We start from the raw sequence: 21,556 nt of genomic DNA, 5'->3' as shown, positions 1-21,556 counted from the left end.
TGCCGCGGGCCCGTACCCCAGTGGCTAGAGGGCGCCGGTTTAGGTCCGGTGTGTCGTGGGTTCGAATCCCACCGGGCCCACAGACACGGACGGCCTCCCCTTCCTTGAACGGGGAGGCCGTCCGCTGTTCGGGCTCAGCCCAGCAACTCCCCCAGCACCGGCGCCAGCGCGCGGAACGCCTGGCCGCGGTGGCTGATGGCGTTCTTCTCGTCGGCGGTCAGTTCGGCGCAGGTCCGGGTGTCGCCGAGGGGCTGGAGGATGGGGTCGTAGCCGAAGCCGCCGGTGCCCGAGGGGGTGTGGCGGAGGGTGCCTGCCAGCGTGCCTTCGACGACGCGTTGGGTGCCGTCGGGGAGCGCGAGGGCGGCGGCGCAGGCGAAGTGGGCCGCGCGGTGGCCGTCGGCGATGTCGCCGAGCTGGGCGAGGAGCAGGTCGAGGTTGGCGCGGTCGTCGCCGTGGCGGCCGGCCCAGCGGGCGGAGAAGATGCCGGGTGCGCCGCCGAGGACGTCGACGCAGAGGCCGGAGTCGTCGGCGACGGCGGGGTGTCCGGTGGCGGTGGCGAGCGCGTGTGCTTTGAGGAGGGCGTTCTCCGCGAAGGTGACGCCGGTTTCCTTGACGTCGGGGATGTCGGGGTAGGCGTCGGCGCCGACGAGTTCGACGTCGAGGTCGGCGGCTTCGAGGATGGCGCGGAGTTCGGTGATTTTGCCGGCGTTGCGGGTGGCGAGGATCAGTCGACGGGGGTGTGCGGGTTGCCCGCCAGTTTGAGGCTGCATGGGAGGTGATTATCCCGGTCCCGGTGGGGGGACCGGGCGGCCGAGGGGCCGGGGTGGGTTCAGCCCGGTGTGCAGATCTTGGTCATGTCGCCGGCGGCGTCCGTGATGGGGGTGATGTCGGGGGCCTTGGCGGCGTCGAGGTCCTTGCGGACGTCCTTGATGCCGGTGTTCATCCGGTCGACGGCTTTCGAGAGCTCGGGGTCGCTCGCGGAGTCGCTGACCTTGTCGAGCTTGGTGTCGATGTCGTCGAGGGCTTTCCTGGCGTCGTCGGGCCGGTCGACGGCGTTGCCCACGGCGTCCTGGAGCTTGCCGACGCTGTCGGCGACGGCGCTGGCGGTGTTGGCGCAGTCCATGGCCTTCTGGACGGCTCCGCAGGCGGTGAGTGCGGGTATCGCGAGCGCGGCGACGGTGAGCGCGGTGAGTGCGGTGGCGGCGGGACGGCGGTGTCGTCGTCGGGTGCGCTGGGCCATGGAACGGTTCCTCCCCTTGGGCAATGCTCGGGCAAAGGGAGAAACGCCGGGCGCGCGGCTTTGGTTGCCGGGGCGGCCGGGTCGGGGGCGAATGTCAGACAAGTCCGGTCTGGGTGAGCAGCATCGCGAGGACGACGACGAGGGTCCAGCCGAGGGTGTGTTCGAGGAGTGCGGAGTGGTTCCGGGGCCCGCCGGTGCGGGCGCGGGGCGCGGTGGCGGCAGTGGTGAGCATGGGTTCACGATGCCGTGGGGGTGGCTGTTTTCCCAGAGGCGCACCTCCCGTGAGGAAGGGTCACAGGGGGCGCGGGCGGCGCGGTGCCGGGGGCACCGCGCCGGGCGCGTGGGGGGGGGGGGTGGGTCAGAGGGTGCGGGCGAGCGCTTCGCGCTGGGCGGTGTCGAGTTCGGCGCAGCCGGCGACGGCGAGGTCGAGGAGGGCGCCCAGTTCTTCGCGGGTGAAGGGTTCGGCTTCGGCGGTGCCCTGGACCTCGACGAAGCGGCCGTCGCCGGTGCAGACGACGTTCATGTCGGTTTCGGCGCGGACGTCCTCTTCGTAGCAGAGGTCGAGGAGCGGTGCGCCGTCGACGATGCCGACGCTGATGGCGGAGACGGTGCCGGTGAGGGGCTTGCGGCCGTGCTTGACGATCTTCTTGCCCTGGGCCCAGGCGATGGCGTCGGCGAGGGCGACGTAGGCGCCGGTGATGGCGGCGGTGCGGGTGCCGCCGTCGGCCTGGAGGACGTCGCAGTCGAGGACGATGGTGTTTTCGCCGAGGGCCTTGAAGTCGATGACGGCGCGCAGTGAGCGGCCGATGAGCCGGCTGATCTCGTGGGTGCGGCCGCCGATCTTGCCGCGTACGGCTTCGCGGTCGCCGCGGGTGTTGGTGGAGCGGGGCAGCATCGAGTATTCGGCGGTGACCCAGCCTTCGCCGCTGCCCTTGCGCCAGCGGGGGACGCCTTCGGTGACGGAGGCGGTGCAGAAGACTTTGGTGTCGCCGAAGGAGATGAGTACGGAGCCTTCGGCGTGCTTGCTCCAGCCGCGTTCGATGGTGACGGGGCGGAGCTGTTCGGGGGTGCGGCCGTCGATGCGAGACATGGCGTAGACCCTATAAGGAACGGCGGGGGCCCCGAACCGGTGCACGTGGTGCGCTCCGGTTCGGGGCCCTCGGTGAGCGGGTGGTCAGCTCACATCATGTCTTCGATGTCGGCGGCGATGGGGTCGGCGTCGGTGCCGATGACGACCTGGATCGCGTTGCCCATCTTGACGACGCCGTGGGCGCCGGCGGCCTTGAGTGCGGCCTCGTCGACGAGGGAGGCGTCGACGACCTCGGTGCGGAGGCGGGTGATGCAGCCCTCGACCTCTTCGATGTTGTCGAGTCCGCCGAGCCCGGCGACGATCTTCTCAGCCTTGCTGGCCATGTCCACTCCTGCTTGTCTCGGCCGCCGGCGGTTCCGCCGCACGGATTTCACACGGTAACGCACGTTCAGCCCAACTACGTGGGCGTTTGTCCGCTATCTGGCGAAGGATGGCGATCACTCGGAGTGCGCGCCGGAAACCGGTAACGCACCCATGAGTGGTCTACACCACCAGTATGCGGCAAGCAGCAGGTCGGTTGTCGAGCGGCCGACTGCCGGGAGGACGCAGATGAGTTCGCAGGCAGCGGCGGCGGCGCCGAAGAGGAACTGGGGCTCGTTCCTCTTCCAGGGCATGCAGAAGATGGGGCGCAGCCTTCAGCTGCCGATCGCCGTGCTGCCGGCCGCCGGCATCCTCAACCGGCTGGGCCAGCCCGATGTGTTCGGCGCCGAGGGGCTGGGCTGGGACGACGTCGCCAAGGTCTTCGCCGGTGCGGGCGGTGCGCTGCTGGACTCGGGGCTGGGGCTGCCGATGCTGTTCTGCGTCGGTGTCGCCATCGGGATGGCGAAGAAGGCGGACGGTTCGACGGCGCTGGCGGCGGCGGTGGGGTTCCTCGTCTATTTCGGGGTGCTGAGTCAGTTCCCCGCGGACTGCGGCCCGGGGCAGGCCTACACACAGGCGGGGCCGTGGGGTGGCGTGTGTGTGGATCCGTCGGGCACCGCGGCGCAGGCCGTCTACCAGAATCCGGGGGTCTTCGGCGGCATCGTGCTGGGTTTCGCGTCGGCCTGGTTCTGGCAGCGGCTGCACCGGGTGAAGCTGGTGGACTGGCTGGGCTTCTTCAACGGCCGCCGGCTGGTGCCGATCGTGATGGCCTTCGTCGGCCTGGCGTTCGCGGTGGTGTGCGTGTGGGTGTGGCAGCCGATCGGTGACGGGCTGACGAGTTTCAGCAAGTGGCTGACGGATCTGGACTGGGCGGGTTCGGGGATCTTCGGTGTCGCGAACCGTGCGCTGCTGGTGGTGGGGCTGCACCAGTTCCTGAACACGTTCGTCTGGTTCCAGTTCGGCGATTTCACGAAGCCGGACGGCACGGTGGTGCACGGCGACATCAACCGGTTCCTGGCGGGCGATCCGACGGCGGGGCAGTTCACCACCGGGTTCTTCCCGATCATGATGTTCGCGCTGCCGGCCGCGGCGCTGGCGATCGCGCACTGCGCCAAGCCGCATCGCCGCAAGGAGATCTCCGGCATGATGCTGTCGGTCGGCCTGACGTCGTTCGTGACGGGCATCACGGAGCCGATCGAGTATTCGTTCCTGTTCATCGCGCCGGCGCTGTACGCGATCCATGCGGTGCTGACGGGTGTGTCGATGGCGGTGAGCTGGGCGCTGGGCGTGCACGACAGTTTCAGTTTCTCGGCGGGCCTGATCGACTACGTCATCAACTGGGGGCTGGCCACCAAGCCTTGGCTGATCATTCCGATCGGGCTGTGTTTCGCGGTCGTCTACTACGCGCTCTTCCGTTTCGTGATCACGAAATTCCATCTGATGACTCCGGGCCGCGAGCCGGACGAACTGGGTGACGAGATGGAGAAGGAGAACGTGCGGTAGGCGGCTGCCGCGGGCCGCTGCGTGCGGCAGCCGGCCGCCCCGCCGGGCGCCGCGTCCCGCGTGAACCGGCCCCCGAGTCCTCGGACTCGGGGGCCGGTCGTCATGTGGTCCAAACCTCTTGGAAGAATGGATTCCTTTATGTCGGGGCGACGTGCTAAGAATGGTCTAAACCACTGAGTGGTGTAGACCAACAGCGGGCCTTTCCCCCTTTCGAGTGCCCGCCTCACCAGGAGGAATCCGATGAGTTCGGCCACTGCCGCCAAGGCGGCCCCCGCGAAGAAGCGGGGCTCAGGCCTGTTCCAGGGCCTGCAGAAGATCGGCCGCAGCCTCCAGCTGCCGATCGCCGTCCTGCCCGCCGCGGGCATCCTCAACCGGCTCGGCCAGCCCGACGTCTTCGGCGAGAAGGGCCTGGGCTGGATCGACGTCAGCAAGGTCTTCGCCGCCGCCGGTGGCGCGGTCTTCGACAATCTGCCGCTGCTGTTCTGCATAGGCGTCGCCATCGGCTTCGCCAAGAAGTCCGATGGCTCCACGGCGCTCGCCGCCCTGGTCGGGTTCCTGGTCTACAGCAACGTCCTCAAGGCTTTCCCCGTCACGGAAGGCCACATCGAGGACGGCAAGTGGGTCGAGCCGGTCGTCAACAACCCCGGTGTCCTCGGCGGCATCATCATGGGGCTGCTGGCCGCGGTCCTGTGGCAGCGCTACCACCGCAAGAAGCTGGTGGACTGGCTGGGCTTCTTCAACGGCCGCCGGCTCGTCCCGATCATCATGGCGTTCGTCGGCACCGCGATCGGCGTGCTCTTCCTGCTGATCTGGGAGCCCATCGGCGACGGCATCACCAGCTTCGGCGAGTGGATGACCGGCCTGGGCGCCGGCGGCTCCGGCCTGTTCGGTCTGATCAACCGCGCCCTGCTGCCGATCGGCATGCACCAGTTCGTGAACACCGTCTCGTGGTTCCAGCTCGGTGACTTCACGGACGCCGCGGGCAAGGTCGCGCACGGCGACATCGGCCGCTTCTTCGCGGGCGACCCGTCCGCCGGGCAGTTCATGTCGGGCTTCTTCCCGATCATGATGTTCGGCCTGCCGGCCGCCGCGCTCGCCATCGCGCACGCCGCCCGCCCCGAGCGCCGCAAGGCCGTGATGGGCATGATGGTCTCGCTCGCGCTGACCTCCTTCGTCTGCGGTATCACCGAGCCGATCGAGTTCTCGTTCATGTTCATCGCCCCGGTGCTCTACGCGATCCACGCGGTGCTGACCGCCGCCTCGATGGCCATCACCTGGGCGCTCGGTGTGCACGACGGCTTCACCTTCTCCGCCGGCTTCATCGACTACGCACTGAACTGGAACCTGGCCACCAAGCCCTGGATGATCATCCCGATCGGCCTGGTCTTCGCGGCCATCTACTACGTGCTCTTCCGCTTCGCGATCAAGAAGTTCAACCTCACCACCCCGGGCCGCGAGCCCGAGGAGGAGATCGAGGACCTGACGAAGGCGTAGGCCGCCGGTCCCCGGACATCACGAAGGGGCCCCGGAACCATCTCCCATGGTTCCGGGGCCCCTTCGGCGTCCCCAGGGCGTTTTCGCTCCCCCGCCGCCCCGCTCAGATCTCGTACACCGTGCCCGCTCGGGCGACCTCGACCGGGCCGTCGTAGACCTTCTGCGCGTCGCGGAGGTTGATCTCCGGGTCGGTCCACGGCGGGATGTGGGTCAGGACGAGGCGGCCGGCGCCGGCCCGGCGGGCGTGTTCGCCGGCCTCGCGGCCGTTGAGGTGCAGGTCCGGGATGTCTTCCTTGCCGTGGGTGAAGGACGCCTCGCACAGGAAGAAGTCGGTGCCGGCGGCGAGCGTGTCCAGTGCGTCGCAGGTGCCGGTGTCGCCGGAGTACGTCAGGGACCTGCCGCCGTGCTCGATGTGGAAGCCGAACGCCTCCACCGGGTGCTTCACCCGTTCCGTGCGGATGGTGAACGGGCCGAGCGTGAAGGTGCCGGGCTGCAGCGTCCGGAAGTCGAAGACCTCGCTCATCGCCCCGTCGTGCGGCAGGTCCGCGTGCGCGGCGGTCAGCCGGCGCTCGGTGCCCTCCGGCCCGTAGACCGGCATGGGCGCGCAACGCCCGCCGTCGGGGCGGTAGTAGCGCACGACGAAGTAGCCGCACAGGTCGATGCAGTGATCGGCGTGCAGATGCGAGAGGAGTACGGCGTCCAGGTCGTAGAGACCGGTGTGGCGCTGCAGCTCGCCCAGGGCGCCGTTGCCCATGTCGAGGAGCAGCCTGAAGCCGTCGGCCTCCAGGAGGTAGCTCGAACAGGCCGATTCCGTGGAAGGGAACGACCCCGAGCATCCGACGACAGTGAGCTTCATGCGGGCGTGAACCTCCATGGCGGTGGCGGCGGGAGCGGGCCTCCCCCTGCTCGAACACGGTTGAGGGCTTGGGGACGGTCCCTGCGGGGTTTCCCGGCGGGTCCTTGCCGGTTTCTCGCGGATTCCTCGGGGGCCTCGGCGCTCTTTACGGTGCCCACGAGCGTAAGGCGCAAAAGGTCCGGTGGCTCCTCCAGCGGGGCGAGCTGTGGGCGGAATCACCAGTCCGGGTGGGGCCGTACAGGGCAGTGTTCCCATGGGCCGTTCGTACGCGCGGCCGGTACGGTCGCAGCGTCCCCGTGGTGGAGGGAGCCGGGCATGGATGCCTCGTGGTGGCCGGGTGTGGCGGTGGTGGTGGCGTTGGCGCTGGTCGCGGCGCTGGTGGACGGCCGCGGGCGGAGCGGGCGACCGCCCCGGAAGGCCCGCGGGCGGCTCAGACGGTACGGCCGGGCGGACGGTGTCCGTCCGCGGGAGCTGGCCCCTGGCCCCGAGGGCTGCGACCAAGAGGCCGATGACCGCCGTCCGGGTGCCGGCTGATCGTCCGCCCGGTCCGGGCGTGGCGTGCCCGCCCGCACTTCTGGCGGGGCCGGCGGGGCTCCGCACCGAAAAGCCGGCCGGCCCGGTCGCGGGACGGCCGGCGGACCGGCGGCAGGGGGCGGGCGGCCCGGTCAGGCGGCCCGGCGGGCGTCAGGCCCAGAGCTGACCGTGCAGGGTGGCGATCGCCGCTTCGGTGGTCTCGGCGGTGTAGACGCCGGTGGAGAGGTACTTCCAGCCGCCGTCGGCGACGACGAACGCGATGTCGGCGCTCACTCCTGCCTTGACCGCCTTGTTGCCGACGCCGATCGCCGCGTGCAGGGCGGCGCCGGTGGAGATCCCGGCGAAGATGCCTTCCTCGGCGAGGAGTTCGCGGGTGCGGCGGACCGCGTCGGTCGAGCCGACGGAGAAGCGGGTGGTCAGCACGGACTCGTCGTAGAGCTCGGGGATGAAGCCCTCGTCGAGGTTGCGCAGGCCGTAGACGACGTCGTCGTAGCGCGGCTCGGCGGCGACGATCTGGACACCGGGGACCTGCTCGCGCAGGTAGCGGCCGACGCCCATGAGGGTGCCGGTGGTGCCCAGGCCCGCCACGAAGTGGGTGACGGAGGGGAGGTCGGCGAGGATCTCGGGGCCGGTGGTGGCGTAGTGCGCGCCGGCGTTGTCCGGGTTCCCGTACTGGTAGAGCATCACCCAGTCGGGGTGTTCGGCGGAGAGCTCCTTGGCGACCCGGACGGCGGTGTTGGAGCCGCCGGCCGCGGGCGAGGAGATGATCTCCGCGCCCCACATGGCGAGGAGTTCGCGCCGCTCGGACGAGGTGTTCTCCGGCATCACGCACACGATGCGGTAGCCCTTGAGCTTGGCCGCCATGGCGAGCGAGATGCCGGTGTTGCCGCTGGTCGGTTCGAGGATGGTGCAGCCAGGGGTGAGCCGGCCGTCCTTCTCCGCCTGTTCGATCATGTGCAGCGCGGGCCGGTCCTTGACCGAGCCCGTGGGGTTGCGGTCCTCCAGCTTCGCCCAGATCCGGACGTCGTCGGAGGGGGACAGCCGCGGCAGCCGGACCAGAGGGGTGTTGCCGACCGCCGCGAGCGGTGAGTCATACCGCATGTCAGACCCTGCCCCCGGCGACGGCCGGGAGGATCGTGACGCTGTCGCCGTCGGCGAGCTTGGTGGAGATGCCCTCCAGGAAGCGCACGTCCTCGTCGTTGAGGTAGACGTTCACGAAGCGGCGCAGCTGCTCGCCGTCGACAAGGCGCTCCCGGATGCCGGTGTGCCGGCTCTCCAGGTCGGCGAAGAGGTCGGCAAGAGTCGCTCCGCTGCCCTCGACGGCCTTCTCGCCGTCGGTGTAGGTGCGCAGGATGGTCGGGATTCGGACCTCGATGGCCATGAGAGTGCTCCTGTCGGAGTGCGGTGGCGGGGTGCTGTACGTCCCGTGTGCACGGCGGCTTCGCGGTGCGGGTGCGTCGGGTGACGCGGAAGTGCGGGGAGTGCGGGCCTGCGGGCGCCGCTGCCGTCGGTTGCGCGGTCAGGCGGCGGCGCAGCGCGGACAGATGGCGCTGGAGAGGCGGCACAGATCGACGTGCAGTCGTGCGGCTCCGCAGCCGAACGCGCCCAGCAGGGCGGACGCGGACCGACGCAGGGCGAGCGGAGCGAGCAGCAGCATGCCCGGCCTCTTCTCGCTCACGTCGTGGTCAACCATGCGGTCATCGTATCGATTCCCGGTCCGGGTATTGGAACCCTGTCCCATGATGCGGACGGTAGGTGTACACCAGGTGGGACGGGGGTGCGGGCGGCGCATCCGGGCACCGCGGTGCCGCGGGCGAAAGCGCAGGTCACGCCCGTACGGAGGTGCTCCCGCGGGCCGGTCGGCGGGGCCGGGTGGGGCATGGATCACGCCGGTGGCCGGCCCGGCCTGCCGCCGTCGTGCGGCGTTCAGGCGTACTCCGCGACGATCTCGACCTCTTCCTCGGTGACCTGTCCGTCCACGATGCGGAACGAGCGGAACTGGAAGGGGCCCGCGTCGTCGGTGTCGGCGGTGGAGACGAGGACGTAGTGCGCGCCGGGCTCGTTCGCGTACGAGATGTCCGTGCGCGAGGGGTAGGCCTCGGTGGCGGTGTGCGAGTGGTAGACGATGACGGGCTCCTCGTCCCGGTCGTCCATCTCGCGGTAGAGCTTGAGCAGGTCGGCGGAGTCGAATTCGTAGAACGTGGGTGAGCGGGCGGCGTTCAGCATCGGGATGAACCGCTCGGGGCGGCCGCTGCCGGCCGGGCCCGCGACCACACCGCAGGCCTCGTCGGGGTGGTCCTGGCGGGAGTGCTCGACGATCTGGTCGTGGAGGGCCTTGGTAAGGGTCAGCATGCGGCCAAGAATAGGCCGCGGGCCCGTACGTACCGAAGGCTGGTACGTACGGGCCCGCATGCTGGGACGGCCGGGCAGGCCGAGCCGGGAGGAAGCCGGACCGGGTCAGTCCTTCTTGTCCCCGGGCTCGTCCGCCTCGCCGGGCTTGCCGGCGCCGGCGGGCGCACCCGCCAGGAGTGCCGCGTCCCGGCGCTTGATGACCAGGTAGCTGACGCCCAGGATGAGCGCCCAGATCGGGGCCGCGTAGAGGGAGATGCGGGCGTCCGGGTCGATGCCCATCATCACGATCACCATGGCGATGAAGGCCAGCGCGAAGCCCGAGGTGTACGGGCTGCCGGGGGCGCGGAACTCGGACTGGGGAAGCAGTCCGCGGTCCGCCTTGTGCCGGTAGCGCAGCTGCGAGAGCAGGATGACGATCCAGGCCCACATACCGGAGATGGTGGCGAAGGAGACGACGTAGTTGAACGCGTCACCGGGCCACTGGTAGTTGATCCAGACGCCGACCAGCATCATCCCGACCGAGACGCCGGTGCCCCAGGTGGGCAGTCCGTTCTTGCTGAGGCGGGTGAACAGCTTCGGACCCTGCCCGTTGAGGGCGAGGTCGCGCAGCATCCGGCCGGTGGAGTACATGCCGGAGTTGGCCGAGGAGAGCGCGGCGGTCAGCACGACGAAGTTGACGATGCCGGCGCCGGCGGGCAGGCCGATCTCCTGGAAGGCGCGGACGAACGGGCTGGTGCCCGGCTCGAAGACCTTCCAGCTGACGACGGACAGGATGATGATGAGCGCGCCGACGTAGAAGAGGCCGATCCGCCACGGCACGGTGTTGATCGCCTTGGGCAGGACCTTCTTCGGGTTGGTCGCCTCGCCCGCGGTGACGCCGACGAGTTCGACGGCGAGGAAGGCGAACATCACGATCTGCAGCGTCATCAGCGTGCCGCCGATGCCCTTGGGGAAGAACCCGCCGTCGGACCACAGGAGGGTGAAGGACGCGGTGTCACCGGCGTTCGAGAAGCCCAGCATGATGACGCCGAGGCCGATAAGGATCATGCCGATGATCGCGGTGACCTTGACCATCGAGAACCAGAATTCCAGTTCACCGAAGATCTTGACGGAGATCAGGTTGATGCCGAAGAGCGCGACGGTGAAGATCAGGGACGACACCCATTGAGGGATGTCGTGGTTCCAGTAATGCACATAGGTGGCCGCCGCGGTCACTTCCGTGATGCCGGTGACGACCCAGAAAAGCCAGTAGGTCCAGCCGGTCACAAAGCCGATGAACGGGCCGAGGAATTCACGGCCGTATTCGGAGAAGGAGCCGGAGACCGGCCGGTACATGAGCAGTTCGCCCAGGGCCCGCATGATGAAGAAGATGACGAGACCGACGATGGCGTAGGCCAGGATGATGCTCGGTCCGGCCTTCGAGATCGCTTTGCCCGCTCCGAGGAACAAGCCTGTGCCGATGGCGCCACCAATGGCGATCATCTGGATCTGGCGATTTCCCAGACCCCGCTGGTAGCCCTCTTCGGGAGCCTTGCCAGCGGCCTCATTGCCGTCGCGTTGTTTGTCGACCTGCACAGAGGTCATGAGTGGTGCGCCTTTCTCCATTCCGACCCGGTCTGTCCGGGTCGGGTCCCGACCCCCCGGATGGAGTTCCTGCACGCCGACGGTCGGCCGGCTCAGCGCTCCCGCGGCGACAGGGGTGGCGTCGCTCACGGCAGGTCGTGAAGATTTATCACGACGCTTCGAAGATCAACCAGTGAGCTCGTGATCGGAACCACAGGAAAAATAGGACAAAGGATGAATTTCGTCGCACAACACACAGGCGTGGTGACGCGATCGTTATCCGGAATTGAGCCTCCGCTGAGCGAACGGCTTGGACGACTACGCCCCGTTATCGTCCGTTACGCACTCTCCGCGCACCGGTCTTTCAGCCCATCAACGCGTCGACGAGGGTCTCTTGCAAGCCACCGAGCCAGAGGTAGGCCATCACCATCGGCTTGCGCGGATCGGTGTCGGGCAGCCGCAGCAGCTCGCCGCCGTCCTCCTCGTCGGTGACCTCCAGACGGGTGCCGATGGCCAGCCTGAGGTCATTGAGGGAGCCGAGCCACTGCCGGCACTCGTCGGGCTTCAGGCGCAGCACCGCACCGCCGTCACCGGCCGGCGTCAGCGCGTCCAGCGCGCGGACCAGCGCGAGGGCGTCGTCCCGCTTGCGGGAGCGCAGGTCGTTCTCGGTGTAGCGGCGGAATTCGGCGGCCGCGGCGCGTACGCCGTCGTCCGGGACGTTGTCCGGGCCGCCGTAGGCGTCGGGGAAGAGGCGGGCCAGGACCGGGTCGGTGGGCGGTTCGCTGGGGCCGTCGTTGAAGATCGAGGCGAGCAGATCGTCGTCGCTGTCGCCGGTCTCCTCACCGGGCCCGATGAGCTCCAGCAGCTGCACGGCGAGGCTGCGCAGGATGGAGATCTCGACCTCGTCGAGGGGGGCGGCGGCGCCACCGCCGGGCAGCGGCTCGAAGTAGCCGGCCATCAGCGGTCCTGCTGAAGGGTCGCCCACAGGCCGTAGCCGTGCATGGCCTGCACGTCGCGCTCCATTTCCTCGCGGCTGCCGCTGGAGACGATCGCGCGGCCCTTGTGATGGACGTCGAGCATCAGTTGGTGCGCCTTGTCCTTGGAGTAGCCGAAGTAGGACTGGAACACGTACGCCACATAGCTCATGAGATTGACGGGGTCGTTGTGGACGATCGTGACCCACGGGACGTCGGGTTCGGGGACCGCGAAGGGTGCCTCGCTCGACTCGGGACGCTCGATCTCGACCGGAACACTGAGGGTGCAGCGATGCGGCCGGAGAGTGATCGTGGGTGACGGGTGGGCGCTCACACGCCCCATGCTGCCACCCGGGGGCGGGCGACGCATAAACGCCTCCCCGCGCGCTCGCACCCAGGGGGCGGCGCGCAGCCGCCCCGCGCGGGGGCCCGGGGCACCCCGACCTGAAATCGTCAGAGTGACGAGTAATGGGGGTAGCATCGTCCTCATGAACACAGCAGACCTGGGGCTGCCGGTGGACGTGCCGTCGACTGCGCTCTTCACCGACCAGTACGAACTCACCATGCTGCAGGCCGCGTTGCGGTCCGGGACCGCGGACCGGCGCTCGGTCTTCGAGGTCTTCACCCGGAGGCTGCCCGAGGGCCGCCGCTACGGCGTGGTCGCCGGCACCGGCCGGGTGCTGGACGCGGTGGAGAACTTCCGCTTCGACGCGACGATCCTCGGCTTCCTGCGCGAGCGCGGCATCCTCGACGAGCCGACGCTCCAGTGGCTGGCCGACTACCGCTTCCGCGGCGACATCTGGGGCTACCCGGAGGGCGAGGTCTACTTCCCCGGCTCCCCGATCATGCGCGTCGAGGGCACCTTCGCCGAGGCCGTGGTCCTGGAGACGGTGATGCTCTCGATCCTCAACCACGACTCCGCGGTGGCCGCGGCGGCCTCGCGGATGTCCGTGGCGGCCGGCAAGCGGCCCCTGATGGAGATGGGCGCCCGCCGCACCCACGAGCTCGCGGCGGTGGCCGCGGCCCGCTCCGCGTACGTCGGCGGCTTCCACACCACCTCCGACCTGGCGGCCGGCTTCCGCTACAACATCCCCACCGTCGGCACCAGCGCGCACGCCTTCACCCTGCTGCACGACAACGAGCGGGACGCCTTCACCGCCCAGGTCGAGACCCTCGGCAGCGGCACGACCCTGCTGGTCGACACCTTCGACGTCACCGAGGCGGTGCGTACCGCCGTGGAGGTGGCCGGTCCCGGCCTCGGCGCCGTCCGCATCGACTCCGGCGATCTGCTGCTGGTCGCGCACCGCGTGCGCCAGCAGCTCGACGAGCTGGGCGCCGAGAAGACCAAGATCGTGGTCACCAGCGACCTGGACGAGTACGCCATCGCCTCGCTGGCCGCCGCGCCGGTGGACGCGTACGGCGTCGGCACCCAGCTGGTCACCGGCAGCGGCCACCCGACCTGCTCGATGGTCTACAAGCTGGTCGCCCGCGCCGACGGCGACGGGCCGGACGCCGAGCTGCGGCCGGTGGCGAAGAAGTCGTTGGGCGGCAAGACGTCCATCGGCGGCCGCAAGTGGGCGGCCCGCCGGCTCGACGAGGAGGGCGTGGCCGAGGCCGAGGTCATCGGGACCGGTCCGGTGCCCGCCGACCTGGCCGAGCGGCAGCTGCTGGTGCCGCTGGTGCGCGGGGGCGAGGTGGTGGCCCGCGAGCCGCTGGACGCCGCCCGGGACCGCCATATCGCCGCCCGCGCCGGACTGCCGCTGTCGGCGACCCAGCTCTCCCGCGGCGAGGCCGTCCTGCCCACCGAGTACATCTGAGCGAGCCGCCGCGCCCGCCTCGGCGAAACGGGCGCGGCAGCCCCACTCCCGCAATGGCGAGCGAGTGGCTACCCTCGGTCACATCACCCCTCGGCAACGCTCCGCACCGCTCCGCGCCTCCTCCACGATTCCCAGCCGGAAGGCACGCACCATGCACCGGGCATTGATCGTCGTTGATCTGCAGAACGACTTCTGCGAGGGCGGCAGCCTCGCCGTTGCGGGAGGCGCCGATGTCGCGGCGGCCATCACCGACTACGTCGGCCAGTCGGCCGGCAGCTGCTACCGCTACGTCGTGGCCAGCCGGGACCACCACATCGACCCCGGCGACCACTTCTCCGACGTCCCCGACTACGAGCACACCTGGCCGGTGCACTGCGTCGCCGGCACCGAGGGCAGCGGCTTCCACCCCAATTTCGCGCCCGCCGTCGCCTCCGGCGCGATCGACGCGGTCTTCGACAAGGGCGCCTACACCGGCGCGTACAGCGGCTTCGAGGGCTCGGACGAGAACGGCAGCCCGCTCGCGCAGTGGCTGCGCGAGCGGGACGTCACCGAGGTCGACGTGGTCGGCATCGCCACCGACCACTGCGTGCGCGCCACCGCCCTGGACGCGCTGCGCGAGGGCCTGCGCACGCACGTCCTGCTGGACCTGACGGCGGGCGTCGCACCGCACACCACCGAGCGCGCACTGGAGGAGCTGCGGGCGGCCGGTGCCGAGCTGACCGGCAAGCCGGTGATCACCGCCGGCTGACCGCCCCGTCCTTGGCCGGGGCCCGCAGCAGGGCCCGTATCGGATGCCAGGACTCGGTGTCGTCCTCCGGCGCCTCCCGCCAGACCAGGCCGTCCGGATGGTGCAGCACCGCCGTGACCTCGTCCGGCGTGGGCGGCTTCATGTTGCCGCGCAGGTAGACGGCCCGTAGTCCGAGGTTGCGCAGCCTGGTCAGGGCGCGCTGCCGGTTCACGGCATGGACCAGGACGCGTACGTGGCCGGTGCCGTCGTACGCCGTGTGCAGGGTGCCCTCGCCCGGTCTGGGCAGCGAGAGAGCGACCACCACGCTTCCGCCAGGAAGCCTGATGAAGCCGCCGCCATTCATCGTCATATCTCCCCCGTGAGACTTCGCGTCAACAAGGAACTCTAGGACGCATCTAAACGCGAACGGCCGCCGCCCGCTAGGGGGCGACGGCCGATTAGCCTCTGACCTGCGACTTTACCTTTTACTTACCGGCCGGGCCCACCTGGAGCGTCACCGTGGAGCCGTCCCCGGCCTCCTTGGCGATCTTGATCCGGGTGTTGGTGTCAGGAACGATCACCCCGCCGGTCGGGTTCGCCTTGTCGTAGTAGACGCCGTGCCGGTCGTCGAAGAGCGTGACGCCCTTCTTCGACTTGACCGTGATCAGCTTGCCGTCCTTGTGCAGGCGCAGCGCGTCCGTACGGTGACGGGTGAACGTCGAGTCGTAGGACTGGAAACGGTTGCGCATCAGCTTCCCGTCGGCCCACTTCTCGGCCTTGGGGTGCGCGTCGACCGGGAGGATCTGCCCCTGCCCCGGGTGCTGGCCGACGTTGTTGTCCGGCTGCGAGGTGTCCCACAGCCAGATCAACACCCCGTTCTGGTACGGGAAGTGCTCCACCCAGTCCGGCTTCGCGGTCGTCCAGCCGAAGTTGTACGGACCGACCTTGAGGGTCTTGTCGTACGACACGTACTGACGGTTCTCGGCGAGGTAGTACTGCGGGTAGTCCTTGGTGAAGGACGCACCGATCCGCGAGAAGCCCTTGCTGGTCCAGCCGTTGTCGCCGGCCTCGGCACCGTCGCTGAACAGCGCCTTGCCGTCGGCGGTGACACTGATCGCGTCCGCAGCGAAGCCCTTCTGAGCCGCGCCGCCGTCCGTCTGGTAGCGGAAGCGGAGGTCGATCTTCTTGCCCGCGTACGCGTCCAGCGGGTAGACGAGGTCCTGGTAGGCGTCGGCCGTGCCGGTCAGCGCCGGCTTGTCGCCGCCGTCGCGCGAGATGGCCTTGCCGTTGGCGGTGCCGTCCAGCGGCGTGAAGTTCTTGCCGCCGTCCGTGGACACCTCGGCGTAGAGGTAGTCGTAGTTCTCCTCGATGTCCCACCAGCCCTTGAGGGACAGCGACGCCTTGGACTTACCGGTCAGATCCACCGGCCGGGACAGGGTGTTCTTGAGGTCGTTGCCCATGTCGCTCCACCACTGCTGGGAGCCTTCCGCGGGCTTGACGATGTCCGTCTTCACCGACTTCGAGGGCAGTTCGACGACCACCGCCTGCTTGTTCTTGGTGTTGTACTCCGCGACACCCAGCTTGTGGACCGACTTCTTCGCGGCCTTCGCCTTGCCGTAGTTGAGCCAGCCCAGCTGCAGCTTGTCCCAGGCGCTCATGTCGCCCGGCAGGTCACCGATGGCGTCCTTGCCGCGTCCCAGCCAGGAACCGGCCGACATCAACGACCAGAAGTCCACCGAGGATTCGCCGGTGCCGGTGGTGTCGTACTCGTCCGGCAGGCCCAGGTCATGGCCGTACTCGTGCGCGAAGACGCCGAGCCCGCCGTTCTCAGGCTGCATCGTGTAGTCGCCGACCCAGATGCCGGTGTCGCCGATCTGCGTGCCGCCGGCCTTGTTCTCGCCGGGGCCGTTCTTGCCGGCGTCGCTGCCGTACGCGTACCAGCGGTGCGCCCAGATGGCGTTGGTCGCCTGCGCGCCGCCACCCGCGGACTCGTCCTCACCGGCGTGCACGATCTGGAAGTGATCGATGTAGCCGTCCGGCTCGTTGAAATCGCCGTCGCCGTCGTGGTCGTAGCGGTCCCACTGGTCGTACTTGGCGAGATCGGTCTTGATCTGCGCGTCGGTGCGGCCGGCCGCCTTCTGGTCCTTCGCCCACCGGTTGACGCCGTCCCGGATCAGGTCCCAGGCGTTGGCGCAGTTGGTGTCACCGCAGTAGTTCGACCCGTAGCGGGCCTCGTTCCAGTCGACCTTGACCCAGTCGGAGACCTCGCCCTCGACGGAGTAGCGGCCCGAGGACTGCTTCTCGTAGTACTTGGCCAGCGACTCCTTCTTCTTGTCGTGCGAGAAGTAGAGGTCCTGGAAGTGCTTCTGGTGGAAGTCCTTCTGCCAGGCGGTGCTGTTGTCCTTCTTGCGGTCGGGCTCGGCTATCTGGTTGTGCGCCGGGCCGGCCGTACCGCCGAACTTCTTCACCGGCGGCTTGGGACCGTCGCCGTCCGGGTCGAACATCGTCGTGTCGTCGACCTTGTCGCCGAAGTCCACCAGGATGGTGAATATCTTGTCGGTCTTCTCCCGCGCCAGCTCGACGTACTTGCTCCTGCCGAGCTTGACGACCTTCGAGCCGTCCCGCTCGGTCGCCTTGGCCTCGCCGGATATGACCTGCTGGAGCGCTTCCTTGCGCTGCGCGGCCTGCCGGTCGCTGAACGGCCCCTTGAGGTCGTGGTCCACGGTCCGCTCGGGGGCCGGGTCATGACGCCGACCGACGGGCGACGGGCCACCGGCGTCGGCCGAAGCCACCCCGGAAGACAAAGCGGCCGCCCCGATCGCGGCGATTGCCGTGGCCAGGGCGGCCGATCTGAACACCTGTCTGTGGTCTCTCACTTGGCGTTGTCCTCCCCTTCGAACCGGTCACTGTTCGAGGGCATTCGACCGGAAGCGCGGAGAAAAAGACAGATCTTGACTTGCTCACGTCACCGAAGTACGTTACTCGGTCCCCGAGTTACGGCTATCGGACGCGAGCGGATGGGCCGTAACGGACGGCGCCCTCCGCCGCGCCGTCGGCTCCGCACCGGCCGGGGCATCGATGGATATGCCCCCAGGGCATGCGCCCCCGCGCCAACTGGCTTTTCCCTGCTGGGTGTTCACCTCCACCCGGATATGTGCGCCCCCGTGCACCGAGACCGTGGGTTAGGTCACGCTTACCGGCCGGTCCGCTCGGGAAAACTGGACACTAGGCTCGCCCGATGGCACGCCGTTGACCGAACACCCCCGCCGACCTCCGAGGACGGATCCGCCATGCCTCGTCCGACTGCCACCCAGCTCGTCTATGGTTCGGCCACCGTCTTCCTCTCCACCCTCGCGATGCTCCTGCTCTCGCAGACGCAGACCGGGATCGGGGTCGCGGTCATCGCCATCGCCGGGCTCGGGCTCGGACTCCTCGTCGCCATGACGGTCCCCATGCCACGGCTGTCGCGTGTCGTACGCCGGCACGTCGTACGCACCAAGTCCCCCGTCTCACCCGCCACGTTGCACGCCGTACGCCCGTCGGCCGGCCACCTGGACCGGTCACGCGGCACCCGGCCCGCCGACAACGCCGGCGCCCGGGTGAGCGGCGAGGCCCGGGTCGGCGGAGCCCGGGTCAGCGAACACTCACGGTAGGGCGCGAAAGCCCCGGGGAGGCCGTCACACCGCCTGCGGGCGGGGTGGCGGCCTCCCCCGCTCCCGGCCCCGCCCGGCGCCCGGACGGGGCCGGGCAGGCCCGGCTGCACCGGCCCTCACCCGCGCCCCCTCGGGCCTCAAGCCGTCGACACCACCACGGTCTTGGCCGCCTTGTCGTGAAGGCACTGCTGATAGGGCTTGTCCCATGTGCACCACAGGACGTTGACCAGCCAGAAGATGAAGCCGCAGCACGGCACGATCTCCGGCAGGGTGTAGACGGCCGCCCGGATCCAGCCGGGCGAGCCCGCGGGCACCGCACCGTTCGTCAGCATCGCGACCCGGATCTTCATCGCCATCTTGCCGAGCGTCTGGCCACGGCTGGTCAGCATCAGGCCCTCGTAGATGAGGTACGCCAGCATCGTGACGCCCGAGACGGTCGCCTGCTTACCGGTCTCCGAGCCGTTGGTGCTGGTGTAGTCCACCCAGCCGACGATCGCGTTCATGATCAGAGAGACCGGCACGATGATGACGATCGCGTCGATGATGCGCGCCACGAGCCGCCGGCCGCGGTTCGCCAGCGGCGGCATCCCGGCGAGCGGATCGGCCGCGCCGTACTGCCCGCCGTAGGGGTTGTCGGCATACGGGCCGCCGCCGTACGGGTCTCCCCCGTAGGGCGGCGGTGTGCCACCGGGGGGCGGTGCGCCTCCACCGGGCGGCGGCGGTGGCGGGCCGCCGGGAGGCGGCGGGGTGCCGCCCGCTGCCCCCTCGCCGCCCATGCCGCCGCCGTGCGGAGAGCCGTTGTAGGGACCGCCGCCCGCCGGCGGCTCCTGCGGCCTCTTCAGGAACGGGTCGTTCTCCGGCGGTTCACCGGAACCGGGTCCGGGCTGGTCGGTGCTCATGGCCCGAGTCGACCGCTTGTCACCGCCCGCCGCATCCGGCGAAGGCCGTTCGGGGGAACAGAGCCACCGGCGGGTGCCGCCGGACGGCGGGTCAGTCGGCGGCGACGAACGTGCGCGCGACCTTGTCGTGCCAGCACTGCCGCCACGGGCGGTCGAACAGGCACCAGGCAGCGTTCACGATCCCGACGACCAGCACGCCGAGCACGCCGTACACGAACCACCGCTTGAGGGCAGCGCCGAGCATCGGGGTGTCATGGCTCTCGATGTCCAGCACCCGCACCCCGCACAGCTTCTTGCCGAGCGTGCGGCCCCACTTGATCGTCGGCAGCGCCTCGTACAGCGCACCGCCGATCAGCAGGACGGCGAGGATGACACCGAACACCGGGGCGGTGGTGCCGTCGAGGAAATAGACCGTCACCTGGCGGCCGGACTGCTTGGCCGCCTCGACCTTGGCGTCGATGTGGTCGGTGACCGTGCCCCACATGGGGACGGCGACCGCGGCGGTCGCCGCGCCCAGCACGACGGTGTCGATCAGCCGGGCCGCGAACCGGCGGCCGAGGCTTGCCGGGTGGCCCTGCTGTGCCTGTGCGGCCGCGAAGAACACGTCCTCGGTCGGCGGCTTCCACGGGATGTGGGCCTCCGCGCCGGCGCCCTGCGGACCGGGCGCGGCGGCGCCGCCCTGCGGCGGGAATCCCGCCGACGGGGCGGGAGTCTGCGGGGCCTGCCGCTGCGGCGACGGGGCGTTCTGCTGCGGAGGGGTCTGTTGCGGAGGGGTCTGCTGGGCACCGACGGACGGCAGTGCCTGCGGGGCGCCGCTGCCGGAGGGCGCGGGCGCGGACGGTCCGCCGCCGGGGGCGATCCGGATGGCCATCGTCTGGTTGCCCTTGGCCGCGGGCGGGGACCCGGGGGCGGCCGCGCCGCCGTTGTCGGGGCGTACCGCGCGGATCGCCGTCGTGCCCTGGTCGACGGGGGGCCGGCCACCGGCCCCGGGGCGCGGCGCACCGGGCTTGAGGGCGCGGATGGCGACGGTCCCGTCGGCCGGGATGTCGGAGGGCCGGGGTGCGGGCGCGGCCGGTGTCTGCGCGGAACCGTCGGCCGTGGCCCCGTCGGCCGCGGAGCCGTCCGCCCCGGGTCCTTCGCCGCCCGGCCGCTCCTCGCGCTGCGGCGGCACCGCGCCCCAGGCGGCCCCGCCACCGGGGGTCCCGGACTGGCCGCCGTACTGGTCGGGGTGGCCGTACGGGTCGGGCTGGTCGGGCGAACCCCACGAGACCCGGCGGTCCACCTCGCCGCCGAAGCCGCCCTGCCGGGAGGCGTCGGCCTGCCAGGCGGAGGCCGGTTCCGGGCTGCCGCCGTGCAGGCGGGCGGGGTCGTCCCAGTTCGTGACGGCGTTCTGCGCCTCGGCCTCGCCGCTCTGGCGGACGGCGGGTACCGAGCCGCCGTCCGCCTCCTCGTCGAAGAAGACCGGGCCGGTCTCCTCGACGAGCGGTGCGGGGGCGGGCGCGGGGGCCACGCCCGGCGGGGGCGCGGGCATCGCCTCCCCCTCGGCCGGGGCGGGCCGGCTGGTGCCGGGCACCCATCCGGCGCCGTTCCAGTACCGGATGTAGCCGGGGATGGACGGGTCCGGGTAGAAGCCTGGCGTGGGGCTGTCGCCGGCGGATCCTGAGGTAGGGGCGCTCATGTCCGAAGTCCCGTATCTGTACTTGGCCTGGTGGGTGTGGGGTGCAGTCTGCCGCAACGCAGCGTCCACATCTATCAGACCCCGGGTCGCCTCGTGTCCCTGCCCGGCGACGACCACCTGGAAGAGGGCCGCAAAAAAGTTGTACGAAGTCGTGTAAGGGTCCGGCGCCCGGCGCCTCTCTCCCCGTGCGGGCCCGCAGACGGTGTCCGCACCGGGAGCGTAGAGAGGCGGACTTGATGCACACCGTGGTGGAACGAGAGCTGGAACTGGGCCTGGTGCTGTCGCCGGAGCGCACCATTCCGGTACCGGCCCGGCTGGTCTACCGGACCGAGGACCCCTATGCCGTCCATGTCACCTTTCATGTCGGTTCGGACGCCCCGGTCACCTGGACGTTCGCCCGCGAACTGCTCGTCGAGGGCGTGTTCCGGCCGTGCGGCCACGGGGACGTACGGGTCTGGCCGACGAAGCTGGACGGCCGCAGCCTGGTCTGCATGGTGCTGACCTCGCCGGACGGAGACGCCCTGCTGGAGGCCCCGGCGGCGGCGGTCTCCGCCTGGCTGGAGCGCACCCTGCGGGTGGTGCCGCCGGGGTCGGAGCAGGAGTATCTGGGCATCGACAAAGGGCTGAGCGAACTGCTCGCCATGGCGCCGCGGGACGATCTGTGGCTGAGCGACCCCTGGCCGTCCGACGAGTCCCCGGAACCAGGTGCGTGAGCGTGCCGGCGGCGGCCTCCGGCAGCGGGGCACCGGCCCCCGCCGCGGCCGACTGCCGTACCCGGACGGCGAGTTGCGGGCGGACGGCGGGGTGCGGGCGGAC

The 21,556-nt window shown here is 70.1% G+C and carries 24 protein-coding genes and 1 tRNA gene; 8 read left to right on the top strand and 17 right to left on the bottom strand.

Annotated elements, in window-relative coordinates; genetic code table 11:
- Window positions 1-6: 6 nt before the first annotated feature.
- A tRNA-Leu gene (locus ACIRQ7_RS27895) sits at window positions 7-80 on the top strand.
- A 54-nt stretch (window positions 81-134) separates the two neighbouring features.
- Here the strand turns inward: ACIRQ7_RS27895 and rdgB are convergent.
- The 5 genes from rdgB to ACIRQ7_RS27870 all read right to left on the bottom strand — a co-directional run bounded on the left by rdgB (window position 135) and on the right by ACIRQ7_RS27870 (window position 2,659).
- Window positions 135-770 carry an RdgB/HAM1 family non-canonical purine NTP pyrophosphatase gene (gene rdgB, locus ACIRQ7_RS27890; RefSeq protein WP_401469644.1) on the bottom strand — a complete coding sequence of 212 codons (636 nt, stop codon included), beginning with the start codon at window positions 768-770 and terminating at the stop codon, window positions 135-137.
- Between the two features lie 59 nt (window positions 771-829).
- Window positions 830-1,240, bottom strand: coding sequence for a hypothetical protein (locus tag ACIRQ7_RS27885; RefSeq protein WP_404265412.1), 411 nt, complete (start codon window positions 1,238-1,240; stop codon window positions 830-832).
- A gap of 94 nt (window positions 1,241-1,334) precedes the next feature.
- A complete protein-coding gene (locus ACIRQ7_RS27880; RefSeq protein ID WP_404265411.1) occupies window positions 1,335-1,472 on the bottom strand; it encodes an SCO1431 family membrane protein in 138 nt (45 codons plus the stop codon).
- Window positions 1,473-1,598: 126 nt separating this feature from the next.
- A complete protein-coding gene (gene rph / locus ACIRQ7_RS27875) occupies window positions 1,599-2,330 on the bottom strand; it encodes a ribonuclease PH (RefSeq protein WP_404265410.1) in 732 nt (243 codons plus the stop codon).
- A gap of 89 nt (window positions 2,331-2,419) precedes the next feature.
- Entirely contained in the window at window positions 2,420-2,659 is a 240-nt protein-coding gene (locus ACIRQ7_RS27870) for a glucose PTS transporter subunit EIIB (RefSeq protein ID WP_401469632.1), read from the bottom strand.
- A gap of 220 nt (window positions 2,660-2,879) precedes the next feature.
- Between ACIRQ7_RS27870 and ACIRQ7_RS27865 the strand changes: the two genes are divergently transcribed.
- Together ACIRQ7_RS27865 and ACIRQ7_RS27860 are read left to right on the top strand one after the other, a co-directional pair.
- Window positions 2,880-4,193 (top strand): PTS transporter subunit EIIC, encoded by a 1,314-nt coding sequence (locus ACIRQ7_RS27865; RefSeq protein WP_404265409.1) that lies wholly within the window; start codon window positions 2,880-2,882, stop codon window positions 4,191-4,193.
- Between the two features lie 240 nt (window positions 4,194-4,433).
- Window positions 4,434-5,687 (top strand): PTS transporter subunit EIIC, encoded by a 1,254-nt coding sequence (locus ACIRQ7_RS27860; protein ID WP_404265408.1) that lies wholly within the window; start codon window positions 4,434-4,436, stop codon window positions 5,685-5,687.
- A 103-nt stretch (window positions 5,688-5,790) separates the two neighbouring features.
- Here ACIRQ7_RS27860 and ACIRQ7_RS27855 read toward each other — a convergent pair whose 3' ends face one another.
- The gene (locus ACIRQ7_RS27855; protein ID WP_401469623.1) at window positions 5,791-6,543 is read right to left on the bottom strand and encodes an MBL fold metallo-hydrolase; all 753 of its coding nucleotides are present in this window, start codon (window positions 6,541-6,543) and stop codon (window positions 5,791-5,793) included.
- A gap of 315 nt (window positions 6,544-6,858) precedes the next feature.
- Between ACIRQ7_RS27855 and ACIRQ7_RS27850 the strand changes: the two genes are divergently transcribed.
- The gene (locus ACIRQ7_RS27850) at window positions 6,859-7,077 is read left to right on the top strand and encodes a hypothetical protein (RefSeq protein WP_404265407.1); all 219 of its coding nucleotides are present in this window, start codon (window positions 6,859-6,861) and stop codon (window positions 7,075-7,077) included.
- Window positions 7,078-7,227: 150 nt separating this feature from the next.
- Here the strand turns inward: ACIRQ7_RS27850 and ACIRQ7_RS27845 are convergent, their stop codons facing one another.
- The 7 genes from ACIRQ7_RS27845 to clpS form a co-directional block, all read right to left on the bottom strand.
- On the bottom strand, window positions 7,228-8,178 hold the full coding sequence (locus ACIRQ7_RS27845; protein ID WP_401469617.1) for a PLP-dependent cysteine synthase family protein: 951 nt from the start codon (window positions 8,176-8,178) through the stop codon (window positions 7,228-7,230).
- 1 nt (window position 8,179) lies between these two features.
- Window positions 8,180-8,458 carry a MoaD/ThiS family protein gene (locus ACIRQ7_RS27840; protein ID WP_401469614.1) on the bottom strand — a complete coding sequence of 93 codons (279 nt, stop codon included), beginning with the start codon at window positions 8,456-8,458 and terminating at the stop codon, window positions 8,180-8,182.
- Between the two features lie 138 nt (window positions 8,459-8,596).
- Window positions 8,597-8,770, bottom strand: a complete 174-nt coding sequence (locus ACIRQ7_RS27835) for a putative leader peptide (protein ID WP_404265406.1) — start codon at window positions 8,768-8,770, stop codon at window positions 8,597-8,599.
- A gap of 233 nt (window positions 8,771-9,003) precedes the next feature.
- A complete protein-coding gene (locus ACIRQ7_RS27830) occupies window positions 9,004-9,429 on the bottom strand; it encodes a Mov34/MPN/PAD-1 family protein (protein WP_401469608.1) in 426 nt (141 codons plus the stop codon).
- A gap of 105 nt (window positions 9,430-9,534) precedes the next feature.
- Window positions 9,535-11,013, bottom strand: a complete 1,479-nt coding sequence (locus tag ACIRQ7_RS27825; RefSeq protein WP_404265405.1) for an amino acid permease — start codon at window positions 11,011-11,013, stop codon at window positions 9,535-9,537.
- A 343-nt stretch (window positions 11,014-11,356) separates the two neighbouring features.
- On the bottom strand, window positions 11,357-11,950 hold the full coding sequence (locus ACIRQ7_RS27820; protein ID WP_404265404.1) for a DUF2017 domain-containing protein: 594 nt from the start codon (window positions 11,948-11,950) through the stop codon (window positions 11,357-11,359).
- Window positions 11,950-12,300 (bottom strand): ATP-dependent Clp protease adapter ClpS, encoded by a 351-nt coding sequence (gene clpS / locus ACIRQ7_RS27815; protein ID WP_404265403.1) that lies wholly within the window; start codon window positions 12,298-12,300, stop codon window positions 11,950-11,952. Before clpS ends, ACIRQ7_RS27820 begins: the two co-directional genes overlap by 1 nt.
- A gap of 154 nt (window positions 12,301-12,454) precedes the next feature.
- Between clpS and ACIRQ7_RS27810 the strand changes: the two genes are divergently transcribed.
- Both ACIRQ7_RS27810 and ACIRQ7_RS27805 read left to right on the top strand, forming a co-directional pair.
- On the top strand, window positions 12,455-13,783 hold the full coding sequence (locus ACIRQ7_RS27810) for a nicotinate phosphoribosyltransferase (protein WP_404265402.1): 1,329 nt from the start codon (window positions 12,455-12,457) through the stop codon (window positions 13,781-13,783).
- A gap of 151 nt (window positions 13,784-13,934) precedes the next feature.
- Window positions 13,935-14,531 carry an isochorismatase family protein gene (locus ACIRQ7_RS27805; RefSeq protein ID WP_401469593.1) on the top strand — a complete coding sequence of 199 codons (597 nt, stop codon included), beginning with the start codon at window positions 13,935-13,937 and terminating at the stop codon, window positions 14,529-14,531.
- Here ACIRQ7_RS27805 and ACIRQ7_RS27800 read toward each other — a convergent pair.
- Complete coding sequence (locus ACIRQ7_RS27800) at window positions 14,518-14,874, bottom strand: hypothetical protein (protein WP_401470331.1); 357 nt, start codon at window positions 14,872-14,874, stop codon at window positions 14,518-14,520. The two genes, ACIRQ7_RS27805 and ACIRQ7_RS27800, sit on opposite strands and share 14 nt — an antisense overlap.
- A gap of 121 nt (window positions 14,875-14,995) precedes the next feature.
- On the bottom strand, window positions 14,996-17,386 hold the full coding sequence (locus ACIRQ7_RS27795) for an immune inhibitor A domain-containing protein (protein ID WP_404265401.1): 2,391 nt from the start codon (window positions 17,384-17,386) through the stop codon (window positions 14,996-14,998).
- Between the two features lie 414 nt (window positions 17,387-17,800).
- Here ACIRQ7_RS27795 and ACIRQ7_RS27790 point away from each other — a divergent pair, with 414 nt between their 5' ends.
- On the top strand, window positions 17,801-18,163 hold the full coding sequence (locus ACIRQ7_RS27790; protein ID WP_404265400.1) for a hypothetical protein: 363 nt from the start codon (window positions 17,801-17,803) through the stop codon (window positions 18,161-18,163).
- 137 nt (window positions 18,164-18,300) lie between these two features.
- On the opposite strand, the gene ACIRQ7_RS27785 is transcribed toward ACIRQ7_RS27790, so the two are convergent.
- Together ACIRQ7_RS27785 and ACIRQ7_RS27780 are read right to left on the bottom strand one after the other, a co-directional pair.
- Window positions 18,301-19,062: an RDD family protein gene (locus ACIRQ7_RS27785; RefSeq protein WP_403667945.1), complete on the bottom strand. Its 762-nt coding sequence runs from the start codon at window positions 19,060-19,062 to the stop codon at window positions 18,301-18,303.
- Window positions 19,063-19,153: 91 nt separating this feature from the next.
- Window positions 19,154-20,740 (bottom strand): RDD family protein, encoded by a 1,587-nt coding sequence (locus ACIRQ7_RS27780; RefSeq protein ID WP_404265399.1) that lies wholly within the window; start codon window positions 20,738-20,740, stop codon window positions 19,154-19,156.
- A gap of 236 nt (window positions 20,741-20,976) precedes the next feature.
- Here ACIRQ7_RS27780 and ACIRQ7_RS27775 point away from each other — a divergent pair, with 236 nt between their 5' ends.
- Window positions 20,977-21,453 carry an SsgA family sporulation/cell division regulator gene (locus ACIRQ7_RS27775; RefSeq protein ID WP_404265398.1) on the top strand — a complete coding sequence of 159 codons (477 nt, stop codon included), beginning with the start codon at window positions 20,977-20,979 and terminating at the stop codon, window positions 21,451-21,453.
- Window positions 21,454-21,556: the final 103 nt, after the last annotated feature.

The organism is Streptomyces sp. NPDC101393, from assembly GCF_044767385.1.
Classification (GTDB): Bacteria; Actinomycetota; Actinomycetes; order Streptomycetales; family Streptomycetaceae; genus Streptomyces.
This window is presented reverse-complemented; position numbering and strand designations above follow the sequence as displayed.